The sequence below is a fragment of the Methanoplanus limicola DSM 2279 genome, from assembly GCF_000243255.1.
Classification (GTDB): Archaea; Halobacteriota; Methanomicrobia; order Methanomicrobiales; family Methanomicrobiaceae; genus Methanoplanus; species Methanoplanus limicola.
This window is the reverse complement of sequence record NZ_CM001436.1, coordinates 64,635-81,694: the sequence shown is the minus strand read 5'-3', so window position 1 is coordinate 81,694 and position 17,060 is coordinate 64,635. Positions and strand designations below refer to the sequence as shown.

The following is a 17,060-nucleotide window of genomic DNA, read 5'->3' as shown; positions in this document are numbered from 1 at the left end:
AATTTATCTGTTTATCTGTTATTCTGAGTTCATTACGTAATAATTAATGGATGTTTCGCATATTACTCCTGAGTACTCGCTCACTCTCTTGAAGTTTTCAATTATGTATGCAAAAGGAACAATTCCCGGTTTGTTTGTATCAAATAAATCATAGGATATTTTATCGCATTTTTTTCTGAATTCTTTAATGTCTGTCAGTGTATTGTTTGTGAGATTTATATCTTCGTTATAGAAGGATTTTACAGACGAATTCAGGATATTTATGGACTCGTATGACAGTTGGGTGAGTGAGTCCATCATTTTTCTTTCAACAGGGGTGTAAAGGAGTGATTTTACATTTTCTGCGATGTGTACGATCTGATCGCCTACTCTTTCAAGTACTCTTGATACCTGGAGATAATGGATAGCATTGTCCACATTTATCCCCATTTCTCTTGAAAGTGATACGTTTTTTAAGAGGAGGTTGTACTGCCTTGAGATCAGCCAGTACAGTCTGTTTATATCTCTGTCTCTCAGGATTATGTCATCCGTAAGTTCGCTGTCACGGGTTTTTAATGCGAAGAGTGAATCTTTTGTCATTCCTTCAATGATGACGATCATTCTTGATATTATGTTTTCAAATGGCATCTCTCCGGGATTTAAGAGGTCTTTAATCACAATTGTTCTCTCTGTCTCTTCCGATACCTCCTGACCTATTGAGACCTGGATGAACATTCTGACGACTCTGTGGGCAAAAGATGGGAGTCTTGTCTGAGCTTTTATTATTATCCGGTTATATCCGGTAACATAAGCGCCTATAAGTAGTCTGTAGAGTACATCCGGATCTCTGATCTCCTTCATATTGAACTCTTTTTCTCTCTCTGCCGTCTTGCCTGAGAGTCTTGGAGTTATTGTGAGGGTTCCGTCCGGCTGAACTATAAGTCCGAGAGGGTCATTTTTTTTAATGTCTGATTCTCTGATCCACTCTTTTGGCAGAGAGACTATATAGGAGGATCCGCCTGTTATCTGTACTTTTCTTATTTCCATGCATTTTTCACCGTTTAACTGAATATCTCATCATTGGAATTCTAAAACTCATCTTCATTTCCGGATTGGTTTTTAGGAAATCCTGTTATTCTCTGTTATGTTCTTTTCAGCTCTATATATTATTTCAAAATAGTATATACTTTTCTGGTGGGTGTCTCTTTATCTCAACCACGGATTATTTTACGGGATTATTTTCCGTTATGGTCCTGCGATGTAATATTGTACTTTCCGTTATGGATCTGTAATATCCGTAATATTTTCAGGCAGTTCCGAATGTGAGAAATATATTTTTGGAGTCTGCTGTATCCCGGAAAGCGGCACTGTGAAGTAGATTTCTTTTTGCAGGTTAAAATTCAGGTATAATAATGATAATGGTAATATTAATTTAGATGTGGTCTGAAAACGTCCGGATAAATGTTAATTCCGGAAAAATTGTGTTATGGGCGGCAGATGATGCTGACACGGCAATCTGGCTGTTTATTCTGAAAATATTTTATAAGGTTTATCTGCTGTTTACATCAGTATAAATTTCTGCAAATGGTGAGTATTTCCTGAAAAAATCATGCAGAAATCCTGAAAATTCATCACTGTAGCAGGCATCTCCGGAAAATACATCATATCCGTTATTTATGGACCTTCTGACATGTTTGCCAAGCCCTGACTGGAGAACTTCCGGTGAATTCAGAATCTCTCCGGCATTTCTGTACTTCCTTTCAATCTCCACATAATATCTTGCATTTTCAATATAAGGGCCTGAACTGGTGCTGTCAAGATGTTTATGGAAAAATTTTTCTGCATTTGCTCTGTTCCACAGCGGCGGACCTTCCCGCTTTATTATTCCGGGCAGATTATCATTTAAAAGTTCAAAGAGAAGTATGCAGTTTTCCTCTCCCATAAATTCGCTGTATCTGTTAACTGCAAATCCGTTTCTTTCAAGCATCTCCTCAATGCCGGATACACTCTTTCTGAGCTGCGGCACTATAATGTCAGGAATTGCATTTGGTGTTTTAAAGACAACTGAATAGATGTATGTGCCTCTTTCTGCAAGTATTTCCTTATATTCCTCTTTTGTAAGGTATTTTTTTTCCCGGAGTTCAAAAAAGATTTCTGATGGTTTTTCGAGGTACCCTCTTGAATATTCTGAGAACTCGGCCATCTTTGATGCCGAGAGCGACGCTGCAACATTTCTTCCAGGATCAACAGGATCAACGACGGTCAGCGGTTCATCAAAATCTTTTGTCCTGTGTTCCTCAATATCGATTATCAGGCCCGGTTTCCATTCGGATGCCGCGGCTCTGATGAGTTCTTTAAACCCGCCGTAATGGTAAACAAGAAGTTCACAGAGATATCCTGCAAACCCTTCTGTCATATGGTCTGAGCCGTACACTCCACATGATTTTGCAAACCGTTTGGCAAGGAGGATGTCATCTGTAAGGCCGGTCACTTTCTCTTTAATGTATCGTGTATGAAAAGGGGTCCTGTCAACCGCGCTGAGGATGTTTGCTGCTGATCTGATGCTGTAGCACGGGACGAGATCGATGTCAAATCCTTTGATATTTGTATTGATGTAGGGGTGTTCAGCATATTTTTCAACCGGAACTGCGCCGAATTTCTCTGTGATCTCTTTTGCCAGGGAAAGGCCTTTCTTCTCAAGGTCTTCTCTTGTGACAGAGGGGTCAAAAAGCATGAATACATCAAGATCCCGGTCTCCTGATACCCAGGTGTCGCGTGCAATTGATCCTACGACCATCCCGGTTGCATATTCGCTCCTGTCAACTTCGGCAAGCAGCTCCAGGGCTACGGATTCAACCCTCTCCCTCTCTTCCTGCTTTGGCCTGATCTTTTGAAGTATACTGTTTTCGATATCAGAATATTTCAAAACTCTACCTCCAGAATATCTTCGTACACCGGCCCCTGTGGTGTCAGTGTGCTCTTTTTCAGGTATATTGCTGATACCTTAAATTTGTCCGGGCTGAAACAGAAGCATCCGTCTGAATTCTGATATATTATCTCTTTTAATCCCGGGGAGTATTTTTTTATTCTTGCGAGAGTTGCGTGTGCTTTAAAATCTCTCTTCTCCTTTGGTATTCCTGCCTGACTGAGCAGTTCCTCAACGGCGCTGAAGAGTTTTTCAGATTCCCCCTTGTCAGTGCATGAAATCCATATTATGCGCGGGTTTTTCCTGCTGTTCAGCTCCGGTTTTCCGGTGGCCATCTCAAAAGATTCACAGGTAAGTTTTTTGAGGGCTGTGATAATTTCACTGAGTTTCTCCTCGTTCACTTCTCCTATAAATTTCAGGGTGATATGTGCAATATCCGGATTTACAAATGTAAGTTTTGCATCTGATTCTTTCAGTCTGCCATGAACTGCATGAAACTGCTCCTTTATCTCCTGCGGGAGTTCAATTGCCACAAATACCCTTGTCATATGATTAATATTTGTGCGGCAGTTAAGATGAATCATTCCAATATTTCCGGTGAAATATTGGTGGTCACTGGCATCCTGAAATTAATTAAGTGCCGGTCTGCTGAAGAATTCCCTGTAACGGGCTATTATCTGATATGATCTCCTGCCGCCCGTAAGTATTATCTTATCAGGTAAACAGTAAACCCGGTGCAGCAGACTGTACATAATTTAATCTCTGGAGTTCGGCCGCAATTTCCTGAAAATAGCGATATATTATATTTTTTAAGCCTCTGTCATATCAGGGATAAATCCTTTGATCGGCTCGGATGAGTATGGTTTTATGCCATCATAAACAATAATGTAATAGCTATCTACCGGAGGTTTTTTTATTGGGAGAAAATTTAAATATTGTAGTATATACTCTTGAAATCTGTCCAAATTGTGAAATATTGAAGACTTTTATTAAAGCAAACGGTTTTGAATATTCTGAACTTGATCTCTCAGATCCCGTTAATATGACCGAACTTCGCCTTAACAATGTCTTTGTCAGGGAAGCGCCGGTTCTTCAGGTGGGGGATACTTTCCTTACGTCATCAGAGATATTTAAAGAGGGTTCAGTAAATGCGGATACTGTCCTTCCTCTTATAAAAGGTGATTAACTGATGCCGGGAGAACAGAACAGGGCCTCAAGACAGAAGACCCTTGATGGATTTACTCTCCCTCCGCTTCCGAAAGTCAGGACTTCAACCGGCCATATAATTGACTGGGACCGGGAGAGAATAGTCCGGATGATTCTGAAGGAATCACTTCTTTTAGAGGAGTTTTATGGGGGGAAAGCAGCAGATGAGGAGCTTGCAAGGGATATTGCCAGAAATGTTGAGCAGAAGATCCTTAAAATGGGACTTAAATTTCTGAGCGGACCTTTGATCAGGGAAATTCTGAATATTACACTCATTGAAAATGATCTTCATGAATACAGGAATGTTCTTACAAGAGTGGGCACGCCTGTTTATGATGCTCATATGATTGATGTCGGAAAGGGTTTTGAGTCCAAGGATAATGCAAACCTTCAGGAAAATGCCGAGACATCGCATAAGAAGAAGGCTGACAAGATAAGCAAAGAGCAGTATCTCCTCCAGCTGCCTCCGGAACTTGCGGATTACCACCTGCGTGGTGATATGCACATTCATGACCTTGAGTATTTTGGCACAAGACCGTTCTGCATTGACGGCAGCACTGTCATTCCAATGAGATCTGCCGGCCGTATCCGGAGTGTGCGGCCTGATGAACTGCTCTTCTCAGGAGATACCCTGCATACTGATGATCTTGAACTTCTTACAAAGAAGGGCTGGGCCTGTGTGGATAAGGTTACCCGGCGTAAGGTGAATGACGGAGAACTGATCCGGATAAAGACATCGGGTGGTCGCTCACTGTCCGTCACAAAAGAGCACAGGATTCCTGTGCAGAAAGATGAAGGGATGGTTATCAGGAAAGCAGAGGAGATAGTAAAGGGTGATATACTCTATGCAATCTCAGATTCAGATTCTGTCCGTGGCGAACCTGTCAGTGAGATTGATCTCATTCATGAACTGATTACATCTGTTCCCGATGACCTGCTGGAAGGGATTTATGTACGGGGAGCCGGAGAATATTTCTCCTCTGTTGTGGAGGCTGGTGAAGCTGAATCATTCCAGGGAATCTCAGAGGCTCTTGGCATCACCCACCAGAAGCAGTGGTATTCCAGGGGTATAATGCCAATCAGGCATTACCTTGAGTTCTGTAATCATTACGGGATAGCTGAGAGATCAGGTATTACAGTTGGGGCGACCGGAAGCACTCATGATCTCCCAGCCATTCTTCCTGTTACTCCTGATCTTATGCGTCTGCTTGGTTTCTTTGTATCAGAAGGAAATTACAATGCTTACCCTGAAAAGGGACAGTATAATCTCGCTATCACAGAAAACCACCAGTCAGCAGCAATCCAGGCATCAGTAACGGAGACCCTGAATACATTTGCAACAGTTACACAGCCTGTTGATGATATAACCACAATTTATGGTGTAGAAGTTGAAAAGAAGCGTGCACTACAGGTATATTTCGGAGGAAAGCTGGTTTATCTGCTATTCCGGTTTGTCTTTAATATTCCTGAAGGAAGTGTGCAGAAACGCCTGCCATGGATAGTCTATCATGCTGATAATGCCCTGCTGCGTGAATTCCTCTCAGCACTCTTTACCGGAGATGGATCTGCATATTACAGGCCGGAAAAATCTGATTGTATTGTTAATTATACAACTGCTTCTGAGTCACTTCGCCAGGAGCTTAGTCTTCTTCTGACATCACTTGGAATAAATCCACATATTACAGAACTGTACAGTGAAGATTCCGGGCGCCGGACGCTGTACCGGGTTCAGTTCCAGGGCAGAAAGAATGTTGAAATATTCTCAGAATATGCATCATTCCTCGATGAACGTCAGGCCCATATTGACAATTTTATTGCAGGCTGTCATGAGATCAAAAAAGCCGGCGGACCGGAACGTGTGGTTTCAGTTGAGCCTGATACGCCCTCTGGGTCGTATGTTTATGATTTCTTCCTGAAAGGTGACGGAAGTGAAGAGAGCCATACATTTTTTGCATCAGACGGGCTTTTGATTCATAACTGTCAGGACTGGGACCTCAGGTACTTCTTCTATTATGGCCTTATGCCGGACGGAAACGGAACCAAAGCCTCGGTTGCAGGCCCGGCAAAGAGGGCTGAAGTGGCAGTGCTTCATGCAGTTAAGGCTCTGGGCAGTGCTCAGACAAATTTCGCCGGAGGGCAGGGTTATTACAACTTCCTCACATTCCTTGCGCCATATTTTGAAGGTCTGGATTATGAATCCATTATGCAGCTGATGCAGATGTTTGTCTATGAGATGACACAGATGATGGTTGCAAGAGGTGGTCAGGTCGTCTTCTCCTCAGTGCAGTTAAGCCCGGGCGTTCCTAAACTCTGGAAAGATAAACCATGCATATACAAAGGTAAAATATGGGATGGTGAACAGGCCCCTCTGAAGGTTTACGGTGATTTCGAGAAGGAGGTCCGCCTCCTTTTCAGGGCGCTTATGGAAGTCATGCTTGAGGGTGATTACTGGGGCAAGCCGTTTAATTTCCCAAAGCCTGAAGTGAGCATTGAGCCGGATTTCATGGAAGAGGATGAGGAGTTCAACCGTAATAATCCGGGAATTCCTTCGTACAGGGATTTGTACCTGCTGACCTTTGAACTTGCATCCAAGTACGGCACACCATATTATGACAATCAGATTCCTGCATACAGGGGTGCCGGAGAGGGTATATCGTGCTATCAGTGCTGTGCCTACCAGTTCTCATCAATGGCTGATGATGACGATCATTTTGATGATAAACTCATATTTAAAGACGGGAAGCATTTCTCGATGGGTTCATGGCAGGTCGTCTCAGTCAACTGCCCAAGGGCTGCATACAAGGCTGAAGGCAGCGATGAGGCATTATTCTCCGAACTTAAGAGGCTGATGGATGTTGCCACTGAGATCTTTAAGATAAAGAGACGCTGGATGGACAATATCCGCGCAAAGGGCCGTATGCCCTTTGCAATGCAGAGGCCAAAGGATCCAAACGATCCTGACAGTGAGATCAGGGGTGAGGTTGCGGTGGACCTTGAAGGTCTGGTCTATACTGTCGGTATTGTCGGCGTAAATGAGATGGTTAAGCATCATACCGGATATGAACTGCATGAAAACCGCGAGGCATTTAAGCTTGCCGTACGTGCAATGACTGAGATGGAGCTTTATGCAAAGGAGATCTCATCAAGGCAGGGGATGACCATTGCCCTTGCAAGAACCCCTGCGGAGACAACCGGACAGAGGTTTGCAGTGGCTGATCTCATTGAAGATAATTTCCACGATTATGCGGCTGATGTTGTAAAAGGAGATCTCAAATCTGCTCTTGAAAATCTGGGTGAGTCCTTTGATCTTCCGGTTTACTACACAAACGGCACCCATGTCTCTCCCGGAGCCGATGTAACCCTTACAAAGAGAATGGAGATTGAACATGTCTTCTTCCCTATAGTTGACGGCGGTAATATATTCCATATCTGGCTTGGGGAGGCAAGGCCTGATCCAAGAGGGCTTATGGATATGGCTATGAATCTCTGTAAAAATACCCAGATCGGATATTTTGCATTCACAAGAGATCTTACAGTATCTTTAAAACAGTTTACCGAATATAAGCCTGAAGATGATAAGGAACCGGTATTCTCTCCGGTTGACAGCGGAATTCGGGTATGATTATATGTTTGATATCGACAGGGATATTCTCTCTATAGATGTAGGGAAGGGAACTCAGGATATTCTTTTTTTTGATCCGGAAAAATCCGTTGAAAATTCTGTGAAATTTGTTCTCCCTTCCCCGAATGTCATTGTCGGAAAGGAGATCATGGCTGCGGTGAGAACCGGCCGGCCTATTCATCTGAAAGGTTTTACTATGGGTGGCGGGGACTGTGTTGCTGCGATTATGCACGCAGTTAATTCCGGTACTGGGGTGACAGCAACTGAGGAGGCCGCACTTACCATAAGGGACAATGCTGATTCAGTTCGCGAGAAGGGAATTAAAATTACGTCCTGTGCACCTTCTGATGCAGTTGTTATTGAGACCAGGGATTTTATGGAGAGGGAGATTAAAGGTGTCTTTGACTCCTTCTCCCTTGATTATCCCAAAAATTTTGCCTTTGCAGTTCAGGATCACGGGTATTCTCCGGATATGAGCAACAGGATATACAGGATGAATCTCTTCAGAGAACTTCTGGATGAGAATGACTGGGTGCTCAATTCCCTTACGTCAGATCCTCCGCATCCTTCAATGACAAGGATGCGGTCTGTCCTGAAGCAGGCGCCGGGAAGTCTTGTAACAGATACCGGACCTGCGGCAATTATGGGTGCGTTATGCGATCCTGTCGTGAAGAAGATGTCTGAATCCGGCCTTGTGCTTGTCAATGCCGGAAACGGGCATACTCTTGTTTTTACGATTAAAGGCACGGAAATTTATGGTATTTTTGAGCACCATACGGGGAGGCTCTCAACGGCCGGTCTGCTTAAATATATTGAGGAGCTTAAGAGAGGTACAATTTCCGGGAAGGAAGTATTTGATGACAACGGACACGGTGCAGAGGTAAGAAAGCCTCTTCTTACAGATAATATTGCAGTTACTGGCCCTAACAGATTTAAGCTGCTGCCGGATGCATATCAGGCGGCACCGTATGGCGATATGATGCTCTCAGGTTGTTTCGGCCTTCTCAGATTCTGGGAGGAGCTTAGGGGTTAAAGTTTCTGAATGTGCCGGTGGTCATCTGTAAATGGTCATCCGGAATTAATCAGTTGTGATTATAAAAAACCGACTTTTTTTGTCGCTGAAATTACTTATAAATAAAAACAGAACCATATTGTTTCCATGGAAAGGCAGGATTTAATATTTTTTATCGGTGCAATTGCCATAGTTCTTATTCTGGCTCTTGTTGTAAAGCCGCTGATAAACGGAGATCCGATTATTCCCCTGCCTGAAACTTCAAATGATACAATTACCGTTCCACAGCAGATCCCTGTTCCGCAGGGCGCTATGGATAATCCTTATTCCCCTTCCCTTTCAGTAAAACCTACAGCGGCAGCTACTCCCGAATGGGACGGTCTTACTCCTAAAGAGGTGCAGTTTGTCGATCCCTCCACATATAATATGCAGTGGGAGTCTCAGCTCAAAGACTTTGGTTTCAATGTGCCTGCCGATGAGGAGATAAATGAGACATATGTCACATATGCCGAGATCAACGGGCAGTGGGATGCTACAACCCAGATCTTCAATATTCCGTACCCTTACTGGATTATGGATGTGACGCTGGAGGGCTTTGGATCAGTTGGTGGTGAGGGTGCAGAGGCCGGTCAGCAGTTTTACCTCACACCTTCGGTAAATATTCAGGTGATGAATGCCGACAAGCCAAACGGCGTTGAATATGTCCTTAATACAATGACTGAGGCTCCTTTCCCGGAGGAAGCACTTCTTGAGGGAGTGGATGAATCCGGGGCAACAATTGCGAGGGGTGAATTTGAGGAGTTCATCTGGCGACATGAATTTTATGAGGGATTCGGCAATTATTACTTCATAATTCATCCCAATATGCTTCAGTCCTATAAGATTGAGATTAAAATCCCGTCCAGTTATGTCTGATTTTTGTCAGATTAAGGATAATCCCGGACATCTCTGGAATAAAAAAAGGACTTTGTCCGGGTGGTATAAATTCCGGTCTGAACATTACTGAAATTTATTGAAATTAATATTCTGTTTTTTCAGGACTTTCTCTTGAGTTCCGGTTTATTTCTCTCAGTTCTGTACTTCTTTTGCAGATATGCTGTGAACTGCAATAAATTCACGGATAATTTTTGCAGCAACCGTAGCAGTCTGACCTGAATCTGTCGGGCATACCTCTACGTAATCAAATGCAGATGCATACGGGCCGATCTTTCTGACAAGGTCCCTTATGTCAAAGGTATCAAGCCCAAAGGGTTCGGGAGTCCCCAGTCCCGGAGTCAGGCAACAGTCTATGACATCCGCGTCAATAGAGAGATAGGTTTTTCTTCCGGAGATTATACTGATGATCTCATCACATATTCCGGAGATGCCTCTTCTTCTGACATCGTCCGGAGTGTAAAGATGAATTCTTTCATTCTCCCCTGCAAGCCGGAATTCTTCTTCAGGTCCGCTTCGTGCACCGATGATAAATATCTCCGCGCCCATATCGAATGCCCTTCTGGTGACACAGGCGTGGTTGAAAGGTGTGCTGCCGAATTCCTCCCTTAAATCCAGGTGGGCATCGCATACGACATAGCATTCGGGCCTTATGGCATTCAGTGCGCCAATGGTGAGTGAATGTTCCCCCCCGAGGATTACCGGAAATTTGTTCTCTTCCGTGAAATCACGCACTGCAGATTCAACTTCGCATATGACCATCTCAGGAACGGTTGATATTTCAAGGTCTCCCATGTCGCATATGGCTATCTCTGAGATGTCCAGATCAAAATCCGGGAGATATGTCTCGAAATTCCAGGAAGCCTCCCTTATTGCCTTAGGGCCGAGTCTGGTTCCTGAAAGGTATGATGTCGTTCCGTCGTAAGGGACACCGAATATTATGTAATCAGCGTCTTCGTAAGCGCATTCAGCATCTGCAAAAAAAGGTTTTAGAAAGTATTGCATTTTATTTAACTGTCAAGTTTCTTCTTTCCAAGTGATGAAATATATGGAATCTCTGAACCGGCCTCAAGTGTTGCAGCCTTGTCAGCACCAATATTCATCTCAAACATCTCAAAATCCTTGATATCCATTAACTGGACTGTGTCGCCGGCTATTGATATAACCTGCGCGCTTCTTCTCTCTACAATCGGGACGTAGGTCTTTGCTGAAACCGGCTGAACGATTGATCTCTTTACTCCGTCAAATATTCCCATTGCATCAATTCTTGACTTTGCAGCACCGTGTTTTCCGGGTTTTGAGGTGGCAATTGCGAGAATTTTACATGGTTCATCTTCGATTACAACGTAGCGGCCTTCTTTTAATTTTCCAATTTCTGTCTGTTCTTTCATGATGATCAAACTCTATATGTTATATCTAAATCACCTTAAATAAAATCAACGAAAAAAGAAAGGTTTGGGTACAGGATGCAGGAAGATTTCAAAAGACACTGTGAAGAGATGTCACAGAGGGTAATCAGCGGTATTTCCGGGATTGAAGGTACCCGTGAGGGCGCAAGGATCGTCTGTCAGGGTGCTGACGGCACAGCGACAAAACTTATCGACAAAATCGCGGAAGATATTGTATTTGATTATATCCGGGAAAATAACCTCTGCCGGTATGCCGTCAGTGAAGAGGCAGGGATTTATGACTTTGGTTCGGGTGAGGGCCGGATATTTCTGGATCCAATCGACGGAACACATAATGCAGTGACCGGAAATCCGTTTTATGCCCTCTCTGTTGCTTATGAGTATGAAGGGGAGATAACGCATGCATTTGTGAAAGATCTTGCACATGGTGAACTGTTTTATGCCTCTGAAGAGACCGGTGCTGAGGTTGACGGGAGGAGAGTGTCAGTCTCAGATACAGATCTGCTTGAGAAGGCCACTCTCAGTATCTATGGCAGGAAGTTTGACCCGTCATCAATAGAGAAGCTTGGCAAAAAGGTGAGACGCTGGAGACTTTACGGTGCATCAGCCCTTGAACTGTGCTATGTCGGTGCAGGCAGACTTGACGGGTTTGTTGATGTAAGGGATACGTTGAGAGTCACTGATGCTGCGGCCGGTATGTATTTCTGTAAGTGTGCGGGCGGTGTTGTTACCGGCCGGACGGGCGGGCCGGTTAATTTTTCTGATGATGTATCGGACGGGCGCTGCCTTGTTGCGACAAATGGCTGTATCCACAATAAGGTTATTGAGTACCTCAGGTGAAAGTAGAAGGGCTTTTAGGTTTTGCAGATGAGATTTGGAATTGTATCGCGTCCGGATAATAAGGATGTTCTGGAGTACGCAAGGGAATTTGGTGCTTTTATATCCGGAAGAGGACATCAGGTGATATTTGAGCGGAAGACGGCGGATGCGCTCTCGATAGAGGGCGGAGTCCCGTTTTCTGCAATTGATACAGATATTATTGTCGTTATTGGAGGTGATGGTTCTGTATTGCGCTGCGTCAGGGAGATTGGCAGGCAGATCCCGCTTCTCTGCATCAACAAGGGTCATGTTGGATTTCTCTCTGAACTTGAACCTGATGAGGCAAGGGAGCAGTTTGAAAAGATCGAATCCGGAAATTTTACCATTGAAGAGAGGATGAGGCTTTCAGTAAAGGTTGACGGTTATAATGTCGGCGATGCCCTTAATGAAGCTGTCATTGTTACATCACGGCCTGCAAAAATTCTGGAGTTTACAATCAATGTGGATCATGTTCCGGCTGAGAGGTTCAGGGCAGATGGTGTTCTGATAAGCACACCGACAGGTTCTACAGGTTACGCCATGAGTGCCGGAGGGCCTATTGTCGATCCGTTAATCGAATGTTTTCTGGTAGTGCCTCTTGCACCGTATCATCTCTCCTCAAGGCCTCATCTTATCAGTATCGAACGAAGGGTTGGTGTTGAACTTGACAGTCCGAAGCCGGCTGATCTTGTCATTGACGGTGAGCTGATAATGGAACTTTACAACGGCAATGTTGTCAGCATCGAAAAGTCCGAAGATCCTGCACTGTTCATAAATCTTGGCAAAAATTTCTTTGCAAAAGTTGACAGCAAACTGAAGAGTGTCTGACTGAATTTTCTGTTGTCAGATCATTCTTTATTCCTGTTTTAATGCGGAATGGAAGTCAAGATACATGGGAATTGTCTCTCTACGTGAATTTGTAGCCCTTTTAAAACCGAATTTTTGGTAAAAGGTAACTGAATTCTGTTTTGAATCTACAGTTAATATCCTGCAACCCACACTGTTTGATATTTTGAATGCAATATAAAATATTTCATCAACCATATGGGTTCCAATCCCCTTATTTTCAAAATTTTTATCTGTTGCAAGTCGTGCAATTTTCAATGCAGGATATTTTCTATAGATAATATCATCCTGACGATCTACATTTTCCAGGTTATCAATGCTGATACAGTCATTAACCAGTGTGAAATAACCTGTGATATTGTTATTCCAGTATAAAAGGCGCGTAACTGAAAATTTTCTAATCTGATTGTCCAGTGCATCCTGTACCAAAAATTCGTTTAATTCAGATTCAGAACAATCAAACCCTGATAATTTGTCCTTTTTTGATAAAAATGAAAATATTAACTGTTCTTTGGGAATATTATCCGGGAGTTCCATTTAATCTGTTTTGTATTCTGCTCTTTTTGCAGCATTTTTTAGCATTTCTCTTGCTTTTTTTGGATAAGTAGGATGTCTCATATATTTATTGAATCTTCGGGCATCGCTACCGGAGAGTGTTAATCCCAGTTCTATTGGTTTTGCCATTTTTTCCTCCTTAATTATTATTTTCGGATTATAAGTGATATTCTACTAATCTGTTTTTTTGTATATATAGTTATTCCTGGGTTCTTAGTTCAGGACGATTTTGATTTTTGATAAACCATATTCCGTAATCTGTTTGTAAAAGACTTATCAGTTTTGCAGATCAACTCTTTTAACAGGAGGTTGGAGGAAAATTGCAGGTTTCAATGAAGCTTGAGGTCAGGGATCTGCCGGGGCAGCTCCTTGCAGCCTTAAAACCAATATCGGAAGTTGGCGGGAATATAAAATCAGTGATACACGAACGTGATCCCCTTTCTGAAAACGGAACCCTTGATGTCCGGATTCAGCTTGAACTTCCGGAAAATAAGCTTGATGAGATGATTGATCTCATGAAGAAGAGTAATGTAAATATTCTCAGGGTCGGAGAAGAACAGCATCTTATCAGAAAGTCCTTCATTCTTATCGGTCATCTTCTGCATACAGATCTCAGTGATACTGTGCAGAAAATTGATGATACCGGATTTGCAGAGGTAGGTGCTCTTTCAATGGTAATGCCGGCTATAAATGAGCCTACGTCTGCAAAGATGACAATAAAATCCGACAGTCTGGAGGATATAGGGCGTGCCCTTGAGATTCTGCGTAATATCGCGGAGAAGAAGGATATTCTGATAATAGAGCCTCTGGAGGACTTTTAAATGAAGGTTGCAATAATCGGTTTTGGATCTGTCGGTAAGGGAATCGCTTCAATAATCAGGGATAAGGGCCTTGGCATCACGGTAACTGCCATTGCCGATTCAAAGAGCGCTGCAATAGACAATAGTGGTCTTGACATCCAGTCAGTATTCATTGCAAAGGAAAACTCCGGATTATGCGGAAAAATCGGGCTGACTCCGGATGATGTTATATCGGAAGCTGATTTTGATGTTTTAATTGAGGTTACTCCTACTGATGCAGAGACCGGAGAGCCTGCACTTGGTTATATAAGAAAGGCACTATCATCAGGTAAGCATGTTATTACATCAAATAAAGGTCCGGTGGCACTTAAATATCCGGAACTAAAAGAACTCGCAGATGAGAACGGCGTTGAGCTGAAGTTTGAGGCAACAGTCTGCGGTGCAATACCGATCATACTCTCACTGCAAAACGGCCTTGCGGGGAATGATATAAAAAGAATATATGGTGTCTTCAACGGGACATGTAATTACATCCTGACCAGAATGGCTGATGAGAAACTGACATACAGTCAGGCTCTTCTGGAGGCAAGGGAGCTTGGATATGCCGAAGCTGATCCTACCTACGATGTCATGGGTATAGATGCGGCGATAAAGCTTGTAATCCTTGCAAATACTGTCCTTGGCTATAAAAAATCCCTTGAGGATGTTGAAATTGCAGGCATAAATATGATCACGTCAGAATCCCTTCAGCTTGCAGGCGAGGATGACCTTACCATCCGGCTGATTGGTGAGATTGACTGCGAAAAAGAACTTTTAAGGGTTATGCCGCGTGTTCTGCCCAAAAACCACACTCTTGTGGTTCACGGAACTCTCAATGCAGTAACTGCGGAGACTGACCTTGCAGGGGAGGTTACATTAATCGGCCGTGGTGCCGGTTCTGTAGAGACTGCAAGTGCAATTATTGCAGACCTGCTCTTTATCAGGAAATTAAATGGCCGGTGTGCTTGAGAAGAGGCGTGAGCTTCTTGGATTTATGAGGGATTTTACCCTCGAAAAAGGATTTTTTACAGTTAATGACATTGCCGGAACTTCAGGTATTCCGAGAAGTACTGTACAGGACTGGGTAAACCGTCTTGCCAGTGAAAAGTGTATTATTTTAAAAGAAGAGAAGAGGGGCAGAGTTCCGGCGAGGTATGTGACCACCGGAACTATGCTGCAGTCGGCATGCAAGAGTATTTTCACAACCGTTGACGGGAATAATGTTCTGATATTTCATGAATGCAGGAGCGGTGGTTGTGCTGCATTCTGCCGGCATCATCATTCTCTTGCCGGCGGCGGGATTTCAAGGGCGACACGGGAGGGAACTTTGCTTGTTGAGTATGCATCTGTTGCAGGTCATAAGGGTGATATGAAGAGAATTGGTCTTTTCCCTGATCCGGCCGTAGGTATTGCAGATCTCCGGAGGGCAGGCACCTGCGGTGAGTTTATTGTCCAGACTATCCGGTGTATAGGCGGCCCGGCTTATTCGCTGACAGATATGATGAGCCTTGCAGAGGGCGTTGTCGATGTTAGGACCAGAAAGATAGAGGGCAGCAGTATTGTTGAAGGTGAAGTGACAACAAAGGCTCTCAGCCATCTGATAATTGGTATTGACGATACCGACAGTAAGGATGGAGGTGCAACATTTGCCCTTGCACTTGGCCTGCTTCAGTATCTCCGGAAGGTGAAAGGAGTTATTCCTATAGTTCACCGGGTGGTCATGCTTAAACCTGATCCTTCGATCTGCACTACCGGGAATTCATGCAGTTATATTGAGCTTGCGGTCGATCCGGTTGTCTTTTCCCACGTACGTGAGCTTGCTCTCCGTTTTGTTGAGGAGGAGTCCCTCTCTGAGGACTGGGGTATTGCTTTCAAATGCGGCTTTGAGATCAGCGATGAACTGAGGGATTTTGGCCGGCTCTCAAGAAGAGAAATTCTGGATGAGGTTTATGCCCGGAATGTTGCGAAGGATAACAGTATATCCCTGTATGGCGGCAGGGGTATTATCGGGGCACTTGCAGCAGTTTCATTTCGCGGGCTTTCTAATGATATTCAGTTAAATCCATATGCAGGATTTGATGCCTGAATCCTCCGGTATATCTATTCTGTTGCAGCATTTCTCCAGGCTGAGGATTGCCTGCTGTTCAGTTTTCATTCATTTTATGGCCCCCTTTTTTATGGCACTGTTTTTTTATTCATATTTTAATCAGACACCATCTCCGCGTTAGCAGGGCGTGGTTAATTGACAAACCGTTTGATTAATCAGGTCTCTGGGTTGATATTAATATCAGGATAATTATGACCGAGAGAAAATTTATGTTATATCTGCTTCCGGCTCTTCTGCTGGTTTTTGCATGTGTGCTGGCATCCGGATGCACAGGTGCTGATCAGAGGGTTAATTCACAGGGAGTTGGTCCGGATGATAAGAATTCACAGGTGACAGCACAGGCAGGGGATAAGGTGTCTGTTTATTATAAAGGGACACTTGATGACGGGGAGATATTTGACCAGTCAAAGGAAGGAAACCCTCTTGTCTTCATCCTTGGCTCCGGCCGGATGATTAAGGGTTTTGATGATGCAGTCTCTGGCATGAAAGCCGGGGAAGTTAAAACAGTAACACTCACTCCCGACGTGGCATATGGTGAGTATGATGAAGCTCTTCTCTTTCCGGCAGACCGATCAACTTTCCCTGAAGGCGAGGAGCCTGAGGTAGGGCAGCAGTTTTATATCTCTGATAATTCCGGCAGGCAGTACCCTGTAACAATTGCCGATATTACAGAGGATGAAATAATTCTTGATGCAAATCATAAGCTTGCAGGCAAAAATCTGACTTTTGAGATTACACTTGCTTCAGTTGAGAGATAATTATAATTAA

At 43.7% G+C, this 17,060-nt stretch carries 17 protein-coding genes; 10 read left to right on the top strand and 7 right to left on the bottom strand.

The window, feature by feature from the left end; translation table 11 throughout:
• Positions 1-18 precede the first annotated feature (18 nt).
• From METLIM_RS00370 to thpR, 3 genes are all read right to left on the bottom strand, one after another.
• The gene (locus METLIM_RS00370; protein WP_004075806.1) at positions 19-1,026 is read right to left on the bottom strand and encodes a phosphate signaling complex PhoU family protein; all 1,008 of its coding nucleotides are present in this window, start codon (positions 1,024-1,026) and stop codon (positions 19-21) included.
• Positions 1,027-1,528: 502 nt separating this feature from the next.
• Positions 1,529-2,905, bottom strand: a complete 1,377-nt coding sequence (cca, locus tag METLIM_RS00365; protein WP_004075805.1) for a CCA tRNA nucleotidyltransferase — start codon at positions 2,903-2,905, stop codon at positions 1,529-1,531.
• Positions 2,902-3,489: an RNA 2',3'-cyclic phosphodiesterase gene (thpR, locus tag METLIM_RS00360; RefSeq protein ID WP_052300853.1), complete on the bottom strand. Its 588-nt coding sequence runs from the start codon at positions 3,487-3,489 to the stop codon at positions 2,902-2,904. Before thpR ends, cca begins: the two co-directional genes overlap by 4 nt.
• A gap of 332 nt (positions 3,490-3,821) precedes the next feature.
• Here thpR and METLIM_RS00355 point away from each other — a divergent pair, with 332 nt between their 5' ends.
• The 4 genes from METLIM_RS00355 (at position 3,822) to METLIM_RS00340 (ending at position 9,660) form a co-directional block, all read left to right on the top strand.
• Positions 3,822-4,091: a glutaredoxin family protein gene (locus tag METLIM_RS00355; RefSeq protein ID WP_004075803.1), complete on the top strand. Its 270-nt coding sequence runs from the start codon at positions 3,822-3,824 to the stop codon at positions 4,089-4,091.
• Positions 4,092-4,094: 3 nt separating this feature from the next.
• Positions 4,095-7,733 (top strand): anaerobic ribonucleoside-triphosphate reductase, encoded by a 3,639-nt coding sequence (gene nrdD, locus METLIM_RS00350; protein ID WP_004075802.1) that lies wholly within the window; start codon positions 4,095-4,097, stop codon positions 7,731-7,733.
• Positions 7,711-8,766 (top strand): DUF1786 domain-containing protein, encoded by a 1,056-nt coding sequence (locus METLIM_RS00345; protein WP_245543557.1) that lies wholly within the window; start codon positions 7,711-7,713, stop codon positions 8,764-8,766. The genes nrdD and METLIM_RS00345 overlap by 23 nt, the downstream gene beginning before the upstream one ends.
• Before the next feature lie 126 nt (positions 8,767-8,892).
• Entirely contained in the window at positions 8,893-9,660 is a 768-nt protein-coding gene (locus METLIM_RS00340) for a hypothetical protein (RefSeq protein WP_004075800.1), read from the top strand.
• Positions 9,661-9,813: 153 nt separating this feature from the next.
• Here the strand turns inward: METLIM_RS00340 and speB are convergent, their stop codons facing one another.
• Together speB and METLIM_RS00330 are read right to left on the bottom strand one after the other, a co-directional pair.
• Positions 9,814-10,683 (bottom strand): agmatinase, encoded by an 870-nt coding sequence (speB, locus tag METLIM_RS00335; RefSeq protein ID WP_004075799.1) that lies wholly within the window; start codon positions 10,681-10,683, stop codon positions 9,814-9,816.
• A 5-nt stretch (positions 10,684-10,688) separates the two neighbouring features.
• A complete protein-coding gene (locus METLIM_RS00330; RefSeq protein ID WP_004075798.1) occupies positions 10,689-11,069 on the bottom strand; it encodes a translation initiation factor IF-5A in 381 nt (126 codons plus the stop codon).
• 75 nt (positions 11,070-11,144) lie between these two features.
• Between METLIM_RS00330 and METLIM_RS00325 the strand changes: the two genes are divergently transcribed.
• Together METLIM_RS00325 and METLIM_RS00320 are read left to right on the top strand one after the other, a co-directional pair.
• On the top strand, positions 11,145-11,927 hold the full coding sequence (locus tag METLIM_RS00325; protein WP_004075797.1) for a bifunctional fructose-bisphosphatase/inositol-phosphate phosphatase: 783 nt from the start codon (positions 11,145-11,147) through the stop codon (positions 11,925-11,927).
• Positions 11,928-11,954: 27 nt separating this feature from the next.
• Positions 11,955-12,773: an NAD(+)/NADH kinase gene (locus METLIM_RS00320; RefSeq protein ID WP_004075796.1), complete on the top strand. Its 819-nt coding sequence runs from the start codon at positions 11,955-11,957 to the stop codon at positions 12,771-12,773.
• Between the two features lie 27 nt (positions 12,774-12,800).
• Here METLIM_RS00320 and METLIM_RS00315 read toward each other — a convergent pair whose 3' ends face one another.
• Complete coding sequence (locus METLIM_RS00315; RefSeq protein WP_004075795.1) at positions 12,801-13,328, bottom strand: GNAT family N-acetyltransferase; 528 nt, start codon at positions 13,326-13,328, stop codon at positions 12,801-12,803.
• Entirely contained in the window at positions 13,329-13,475 is a 147-nt protein-coding gene (locus METLIM_RS16800) for a hypothetical protein (RefSeq protein WP_004075794.1), read from the bottom strand. It abuts the gene before it with no gap.
• 203 nt (positions 13,476-13,678) lie between these two features.
• Here METLIM_RS16800 and METLIM_RS00310 point away from each other — a divergent pair, with 203 nt between their 5' ends.
• The 4 genes from METLIM_RS00310 to METLIM_RS00295 all read left to right on the top strand — a co-directional run bounded on the left by METLIM_RS00310 (position 13,679) and on the right by METLIM_RS00295 (position 17,050).
• On the top strand, positions 13,679-14,167 hold the full coding sequence (locus METLIM_RS00310; protein ID WP_004075793.1) for a hypothetical protein: 489 nt from the start codon (positions 13,679-13,681) through the stop codon (positions 14,165-14,167).
• The gene (locus METLIM_RS00305; RefSeq protein WP_004075792.1) at positions 14,168-15,154 is read left to right on the top strand and encodes a homoserine dehydrogenase; all 987 of its coding nucleotides are present in this window, start codon (positions 14,168-14,170) and stop codon (positions 15,152-15,154) included.
• Positions 15,138-16,271: a hypothetical protein gene (locus tag METLIM_RS00300; protein ID WP_004075791.1), complete on the top strand. Its 1,134-nt coding sequence runs from the start codon at positions 15,138-15,140 to the stop codon at positions 16,269-16,271. The genes METLIM_RS00305 and METLIM_RS00300 overlap by 17 nt, the downstream gene beginning before the upstream one ends.
• A gap of 212 nt (positions 16,272-16,483) precedes the next feature.
• Positions 16,484-17,050: an FKBP-type peptidyl-prolyl cis-trans isomerase gene (locus METLIM_RS00295; protein WP_004075790.1), complete on the top strand. Its 567-nt coding sequence runs from the start codon at positions 16,484-16,486 to the stop codon at positions 17,048-17,050.
• Positions 17,051-17,060: the final 10 nt, after the last annotated feature.

Excerpts from the sequence above, each read along its gene's own strand:
- METLIM_RS00370 (WP_004075806.1), bottom strand. The coding sequence starts at position 1,026 with ATGGAAATAAGAAAAGTACAGATAACAGGCGGATCCTCCTATATAGTC.
- thpR (WP_052300853.1), bottom strand. The coding sequence starts at position 3,489 with ATGATTCATCTTAACTGCCGCACAAATATTAATCATATGACAAGGGTA.
- nrdD (WP_004075802.1), top strand. The coding sequence starts at position 4,095 with ATGCCGGGAGAACAGAACAGGGCCTCAAGACAGAAGACCCTTGATGGA.
- METLIM_RS00340 (WP_004075800.1), top strand. The coding sequence starts at position 8,893 with ATGGAAAGGCAGGATTTAATATTTTTTATCGGTGCAATTGCCATAGTT.
- speB (WP_004075799.1), bottom strand. The coding sequence starts at position 10,683 with ATGCAATACTTTCTAAAACCTTTTTTTGCAGATGCTGAATGCGCTTAC.
- METLIM_RS00330 (WP_004075798.1), bottom strand. The coding sequence starts at position 11,069 with ATGAAAGAACAGACAGAAATTGGAAAATTAAAAGAAGGCCGCTACGTT.
- METLIM_RS00325 (WP_004075797.1), top strand. The coding sequence starts at position 11,145 with ATGCAGGAAGATTTCAAAAGACACTGTGAAGAGATGTCACAGAGGGTA.
- METLIM_RS00320 (WP_004075796.1), top strand. The coding sequence starts at position 11,955 with ATGAGATTTGGAATTGTATCGCGTCCGGATAATAAGGATGTTCTGGAG.
- METLIM_RS00315 (WP_004075795.1), bottom strand. The coding sequence starts at position 13,328 with ATGGAACTCCCGGATAATATTCCCAAAGAACAGTTAATATTTTCATTT.
- METLIM_RS16800 (WP_004075794.1), bottom strand. The coding sequence starts at position 13,475 with ATGGCAAAACCAATAGAACTGGGATTAACACTCTCCGGTAGCGATGCC.
- METLIM_RS00310 (WP_004075793.1), top strand. The coding sequence starts at position 13,679 with ATGAAGCTTGAGGTCAGGGATCTGCCGGGGCAGCTCCTTGCAGCCTTA.
- METLIM_RS00305 (WP_004075792.1), top strand. The coding sequence starts at position 14,168 with ATGAAGGTTGCAATAATCGGTTTTGGATCTGTCGGTAAGGGAATCGCT.
- METLIM_RS00300 (WP_004075791.1), top strand. The coding sequence starts at position 15,138 with ATGGCCGGTGTGCTTGAGAAGAGGCGTGAGCTTCTTGGATTTATGAGG.
- METLIM_RS00295 (WP_004075790.1), top strand. The coding sequence starts at position 16,484 with ATGACCGAGAGAAAATTTATGTTATATCTGCTTCCGGCTCTTCTGCTG.